A 6,475-nucleotide genomic window follows, 5' to 3' on the forward strand; every position below is an offset into this window, starting at 1 on the left:
AGAGGATTGTAGGGTCTTTATTCGCCATTATAAAAGATGTCAAATCGGTTCTATATTTAATCGTAGTTGCATTTCTTGGGCTTAAGTCGATTAGAGTCATTTTCCCAATTATTCCTTCAGCATTACTAGTGTCCACCAAAATCCGAGCAATCGAATGACCAATCGAAATATCTATTTTTTTCTTCCAAAATCGCCTATATATAATCGCCAACTTCACCCTTTATCAGAGATTCCATACTTGGCAAGAATCGTTCAACTATTAGATATCTATGATGCCTTAACCCACAAACGTAGCTACAAGAAAACCTTTAGCCAAGAAAAAGCGATCGCAATTATTCAAGAAGAGGCGAAAAGAGGTTGGTATCAACCCATTTTAATCGAACAACTAGTAGAATTTGTTCGCAAGCAGACCGAGAAAACCCCGATCGCAGATTAGTTCTTGTGGTTGGGGTATCATGCGTTAATCCCAAAAATATCACGATCATGCCTTCAAACCATTCCTTCCCAGATCTGCAACCGATCGATGAATCCGATCGCACGCTCCTTTCTCACGTTCATCCCCTTGACTGGGTAAATCCTGCACCTGCCGACTGTTATGACTTGGTGGTAATTGGGGCGGGAACTGCGGGTCTGGTGGTTGCGGCGGGGGCTGCGGGTTTAGGTATTGGCTTAAAGGTGGCGCTGGTGGAAAGAAATCTCATGGGTGGCGATTGTCTCAATGTCGGATGCGTGCCATCCAAGTGTGTGATTCGTTCTTCTCGTGCGATCGCGGATATTCGCAATGCTGCCCCCTTTGGGATTCATCCCCCAGAGAATATCAATATTGATTTTGCCGCAGTCATGCAACGAATGCGAAGTATTCGTGCTGGTATTAGCCACCATGACTCGGTGGAACGTTTTCGAGCGCTGGGTGTGGACGTGTTTCTAGGCTCCGCCCAATTTGTGGATGGGAAAACAGTAGTGGTGAATGGCGATCGCTTGCGGTTTAAGAAGGCTGTCATCGCCACAGGGGCAAGGGCAACGCGTCCTGATGTCAAGGGTCTAGCAGAGGCTGGATACCTCACGAATGAGACGGTGTTTTCTCTCACCGATCGCCCCAAGCGTTTAGCGGTTATCGGTGGTGGCCCCATTGGCTGCGAACTAGCGCAGGCATTCCATCGACTGGGTTGCGAAGTGTCACTTTTTCATAAGAACGCGCACCTACTCGATCGCGAGGATAGTGATGCTGCGGAGATTATCCAGCAAGGGTTCCTGCGCGAGGGTATGCAGTTGATTTTGAACTGTACGCTAGAAAGTGTAGAAAAGACTGATACTGGGAAGACTATCCACTACAGCCAAGATGGAACGACTCACTCCCTAGAAGTCGATGAAATCTTTGTGGGGGCGGGGCGATCGCCAAATGTCGAGGGTCTGAACTTAGAAGCTGTTGGCGTGGACTATGACAAACGGCGCGGCGTAGTTGTGAATGACTATCTTCAGACCACCAACCCTCAGATTTATGCAGCGGGAGATATCTGCATGAACTGGAAGTATACCCATGCTGCCGATGCAGCAGCACGAATCGTCATTAAAAACACGCTATTTTCGCCTTTTGGATGGGGACGTAGTAAATTGAGTAACTTGGTCATGCCTTGGGTAACCTACACCGATCCAGAGATTGCCCATGTGGGATTGTACGAAGCGGAAGCCCATGCGAAGGGATTAGAAACGGAGACGATTAAGGTTTCTTTCTCCTCGGTCGATCGCGCGATCGCCGATGGGGAAATGGAGGGCTTTGTGAAAATTTTGCATCAACGCGGTTCCGATCGGATTTTAGGTGCGACGATAGTGGCGCGTCATGCAGGGGAGATGATTAGTGAAATTACCTTGGCGATCGTGACAAAACAGGGGCTTAGTGCTCTCTCTGGTGTAATTCATCCTTATCCTACTCAAGCGGAGGCGATCAAAAAAGCAGCAGATGCCTATCGTCGAACCCTACTCATCCCGCGATCGCGAGGACTTCTAAAGTTTTTGACGAAGCTCAGTTAAAATCGTAGAGACAACTCGTGAATTGCTTCTACGATTCTAGGCTTGTATTTTATTGAGGATTTCCGCAATTTATGATGGCTCATCGAATTTGTGTAACGTTCAGTGCGATCGCCACCTTAGCTATTGCTCTGCCAGCGATCGCTGAAACCATTCCAACAACACCCACGACGGTTCAGACCTCGGTCAAACCCATTGGAATTACCGATCTTGCTGGCGTTTATAAAGGCGCTTTAGACCCAAAAGTCCTGCGATCGCGACCGACTTCCGAGCAACGCTATCTCGAACAGTCAAAACCCATGCTTGATAGTTTGCGTTTAACCGTCAAACCCGATAGTTCTTTTGAAATGATTTCGCCAAACAGCGGATCGAGTTCTAAAATGATAACTATCGCTGGGAAAGTTACGATCGACAAGGATAAAGTCACGCTATCTGTGGTTAAGGTTGACGGCAATGCGATCGGCGCTGACGACAGGAGGTATCCTCCAGCAGTATTTCAAATTTTAGAAGGTGGTAAGGTATGGCAACCGGTCCTAAACCCAGTTGTCAATCTGATCCGCCTGTAGCAGTTTGCCGCTTCAATTAACTAAAAACTGAGAATATTTCCATGAGCTATCTTGAAACCACCGCGCAGTTCTATGCAGAAGCCGCTGAGACTCCGCAAATTGGATTGTGCTGTGTCAGTACACCTCCCCTGCAATTACCTGGACTCAAAGTCCCAGAAATTATGCAGCAGATGAACTACGGTTGCGGCACGACTATCCATCCTACAGAGTTGTTTGGCGAACCAACTGTTCTCTATATCGGTGTGGGTGGTGGGTTAGAAGCTTTACAGTTTGCTTATTTCTGTCGTAAACCAAGCGCAGTGATCGCGATCGATCCAGTGTCAGAGATGCGGTTAGCGGCGGCTCGAAACCTCCAATTCGCTGCAAAGGAAAATGATTGGTTCGACGCGAATTTTGTCAAGATTCTAGAGGGAAATGCCTTTGAATTACCCATGCCCGATGCATCGGTGGATGTGGTGGCGCAGAATTGCCTGTTTAATATTTTTGAGCCTGCTGATTTGCAGAGAGCTTTACGCGAAGCCCATCGCGTGCTGAAACCAGGTGGAAGGCTAATTATGAGCGATCCGATCGCGACTCGACCGATTCCACTGCACTTGCAAGCGGACGAGAGATTGCGTGCTATGTGTTTATCGGGAGCGATGACCTATGACGAATATATTCAGCAGTCGATCGATGCGGGATTTGGGCAGGTGGAAATTCGCGCCCGTCGCCCCTATCGCCTTTTAGATATTCACAATTACGATCTGGAGCAATCCCTCTTGCTGGAAAGCTTAGACTCAGTATCGTTCAAAGTTCCCATCCCAAGCGATGGGGCTTGTGTGTTTACAGGCAAAACAGCTATCTACAGTGGTGCAGAATCATTCCTTGACGATCGCGTGGGACATGTTTTGCAACGAGGCATTCCGAGCGCAGTTTGCGATAAAACGGCAACGAAGCTTGCCCTAAACTTTCCACAGGAAGTGACGATTACGGATTCCACTTGGCATTATAACGGTGGCGGATGTTGCTAAAAGAAAACCTATGATGTTCCAGCAATTTTTAAAATCTCGGGTTAAATCTTGGGGAAGAAGGCTAATGACCTGCATCGTTGCCTGTTTGATTGTCGGAGCGATCGCTGGTTTCGCCTGCTTACTAACAACTTCTCCCGTTCTTGCCCAAACCTCGAACAGCACCACAAGCTTAAATCCCCAAGAATTTCTGCGGGGCACTTTGCAATGGATTGAAAGTCAAGGCATGATTGGAGGTGTTGCCTTTATTGCCATCTATATCATTGCCACGGTGGCTTTTCTGCCGGGAACAGTCCTGACTTTGGGAGCAGGCATCGTGTTTGGGGTTCTACTGGGTTCGATCTACGTATTTATCGGTGCGACCTTAGGCGCGATCGCGGCGTTTCTGGTTGGGCGCTACTTAGCAAGGGGCTGGATCGGCAAGAAAATTGAGGGAAATGAGAAGTTTGCCGCGATCGATGCTGCGGTTACCAGTGAAGGCTTCAAAATTGTTTTGTTGACCCGTCTCTCTCCCCTGTTTCCCTTTAACTTTTTGAACTATGCGTTTGGGGTTACGGGTGTGACCCTAAAGGATTATGCTCTGGCATCGGTTGGAATGGTTCCCGGCACGGTGATGTATGTCTATATTGGTTCCCTCGCAGGCGATCTCGCGAGAATTGGCACCGAAAATCAGCCGACAAATTCCACCATTCAATGGACGATTCGGATTGTGGGATTCCTTGCGACACTGGCAGTGACGATTTACGTTACGCATATCGCCCGACAGGCATTGGCAGAGAAAGTCAGTCAATCAAGCGATCGCGCTGAATAGAATGATAGAAGTCAGGAACAATTCGTAGATTAGCGATAAGCAATGATAAACAGGCGGCGAAAGGGAAACAAAATACGACCGTCATTTTGCTGAGGATAAGCTTTTGTATAGCCCTCAAGTAACATTTGCTCGAATTTCTCCTTTTGTTGTTCTGATTCTAGCGATCCGAGAAAAGGTCGCAACCCAGTTCCTCGGAACCAATTCACGATCGCTTTAGGGCTATCCATAACGTGGTAATACTCTGTCTCCCAAATCTCAAGATATTTGGCAAGGGGCTGTAGGACATCATAATAAAACCTAGGTCTTTCAAATGTAAGCGCATTACGCGCCCGATCCATGCGATCGCTCCATAATGGATCTTTGGATACCTCATCGACTACTTGACGCAATGGAGATTGATAATGGGCGGGAACTTGAATCGCTAAAGCGCCTCCAAGCGCAACCTGAGAAAAAAGATGGGCAAATAACTTTCCGTGATTTGGCAACCATTGCAGCGTGGCATTAGAGAAAACGAGATCGAATGGAATCTCTGCACTCCATGAAGCAATATTCGATAAGACCCATTTCTCTGAAGGATACGACTTTGAAGCCGCTGCAATCATCTCTGGTGAATTATCAAGTCCTGTAATATCTGCCTGTAGCCATTTTTGACGAAGCATCGCTGTACTATTCCCAGGACCACACCCCAAGTCAATGATTCGTTGAGGCTGCAAAAGATTAATCCGAGAAATTAAGTCTGACGAAGGTCTTGTGCGTTCTTTAGCAAATTGCAAATAAAGATCGGCATCCCAATTCATATTTCTCTACTACGATCCGTATTAATTTTCCAGCACTGACGATACTTCAACATAACCCTGATGAGCTTAGAGTTATGTCGATAGAAAGAAAACCTGGCTGGTAGGTTTCAACACAACCAGGTAGTACAGTTCGTCGATAGAGTAACCGTGGATTAATATAGAACTATTTCACAATCTTTCCTAAAATACAAGTCTTCTAGAGCACAAATTTTGTAGAACTAATTGTTAGATTAGCTAAATTACGCTGGAAGGTAATGGGCTTAGGCATAAACGGAGCTTTAAGATCTCTTAAAGATCTCAAAGAAATTGTTAGGGCTATAAGCTTTCGAGAAATCGTTGCAAGGGTAGCAGTCCAACAGAGTACTGAAGTTACGATAAACTAGCCTCATTTAGGTTGTGAAATAAACTCATGCTTTTAGCTTTAGACTTTGATGGAGTGCTGTGCGACGGCATGTTGGAATATTGGCAAGTTGCTTGGCGGACTTACTGTAAAGTTTGGTTGAAGTCTGAAATTGCTGCACCTCTGGATATTGCGCCAATATTTTATCAATTGCGTCCTGTCGTGGAAACGGGCTGGGAAATGCCTGTATTGGTCAAGGCTATTTTGGATGGATTTGCCCCATCGGAAATCTTAACGAATTGGCAAGCGATCGCCGAGCAAATAATTGCGACTTCCTCTATAGAGCCTAACCAACTTAGTACGAGTTTAGATGCTATTCGCGATCGCTGGATCGAACAAGATCTGGATAGTTGGCTGGCTTTACATCGCTTCTATCCCGGAGTTGTCCCACGTTTGCAACAGTGGGTGAATGAATCAGCTCTGTGTTTTATCATCACGACCAAAGAAGCTCGGTTTACTGCCCAGTTGCTAGCCGATGCTGGGGTAGATTTTCCACGCGATCGCATTTTTGGCAAGGAAGTAAAATGCCCCAAGTATCAAACCCTTGAGGAGTTAGCCGAGAAGCATCAAGTCGATTTCAGCCAAATCCATTTTGTTGAAGATCGCTTAAAAACCCTCATCTCTGTAAAAAAACGCCCCAATCTAGCGCCAGTCAATTTGTATTTGGCAGACTGGGGATACAACACGGCAAGCGATCGCGATCTAGCTCAAAACGATCCTCGCATTCATCTCTTATCTCTAGATCGGTTTGCCAACTCGGTTTCAAGTTGGAGTCAGGAGGTTCAATAATCTGTTAAGGAACTTTAAAGTTATTGCCTAAGTACAGGACAAAAGATTGAGAGCATTAGAAAAGGCATCAGCGTTGAGTT

7 protein-coding genes and 1 pseudogene are annotated in these 6,475 nt (G+C 46.4%); 6 read left to right on the forward strand and 2 right to left on the reverse strand.

From position 1 onward, the window contains the following. A pseudogene (locus V2H45_RS24570) lies at positions 1-217 on the reverse strand (hypothetical protein); the annotation flags it as partial. A gap of 21 nt (positions 218-238) precedes the next feature. Between V2H45_RS24570 and V2H45_RS24575 the strand changes: the two are divergent. From V2H45_RS24575 to V2H45_RS24595, 5 genes are all read left to right on the forward strand, one after another. Beyond that, on the forward strand, positions 239-436 hold the full coding sequence (locus tag V2H45_RS24575) for an HD domain-containing phosphohydrolase (RefSeq protein ID WP_330486332.1): 198 nt from the start codon (positions 239-241) through the stop codon (positions 434-436). Between the two features lie 47 nt (positions 437-483). Continuing rightward, the gene (locus V2H45_RS24580) at positions 484-2,028 is read left to right on the forward strand and encodes a mercuric reductase (protein ID WP_330486333.1); all 1,545 of its coding nucleotides are present in this window, start codon (positions 484-486) and stop codon (positions 2,026-2,028) included. A 74-nt stretch (positions 2,029-2,102) separates the two neighbouring features. After that, positions 2,103-2,591: a hypothetical protein gene (locus V2H45_RS24585; RefSeq protein ID WP_330486334.1), complete on the forward strand. Its 489-nt coding sequence runs from the start codon at positions 2,103-2,105 to the stop codon at positions 2,589-2,591. A gap of 41 nt (positions 2,592-2,632) precedes the next feature. After that, the gene (arsM, locus tag V2H45_RS24590) at positions 2,633-3,601 is read left to right on the forward strand and encodes an arsenosugar biosynthesis arsenite methyltransferase ArsM (RefSeq protein ID WP_330486335.1); all 969 of its coding nucleotides are present in this window, start codon (positions 2,633-2,635) and stop codon (positions 3,599-3,601) included. Positions 3,602-3,665: 64 nt separating this feature from the next. Beyond that, positions 3,666-4,409, forward strand: a complete 744-nt coding sequence (locus tag V2H45_RS24595) for a TVP38/TMEM64 family protein (RefSeq protein WP_330486336.1) — start codon at positions 3,666-3,668, stop codon at positions 4,407-4,409. A 29-nt stretch (positions 4,410-4,438) separates the two neighbouring features. Here V2H45_RS24595 and V2H45_RS24600 read toward each other — a convergent pair whose 3' ends face one another. Then, entirely contained in the window at positions 4,439-5,206 is a 768-nt protein-coding gene (locus V2H45_RS24600) for a methyltransferase domain-containing protein (RefSeq protein ID WP_330486337.1), read from the reverse strand. 409 nt (positions 5,207-5,615) lie between these two features. Between V2H45_RS24600 and V2H45_RS24605 the strand changes: the two genes are divergently transcribed. Next, positions 5,616-6,395 carry an HAD family hydrolase gene (locus V2H45_RS24605; protein ID WP_330486338.1) on the forward strand — a complete coding sequence of 260 codons (780 nt, stop codon included), beginning with the start codon at positions 5,616-5,618 and terminating at the stop codon, positions 6,393-6,395. Positions 6,396-6,475 lie beyond the last annotated feature (80 nt).

The organism is Tumidithrix elongata BACA0141, from assembly GCF_036349135.1.
Taxonomy (GTDB): Bacteria; Cyanobacteriota; Cyanobacteriia; order Pseudanabaenales; family Pseudanabaenaceae; genus Tumidithrix; species Tumidithrix elongata.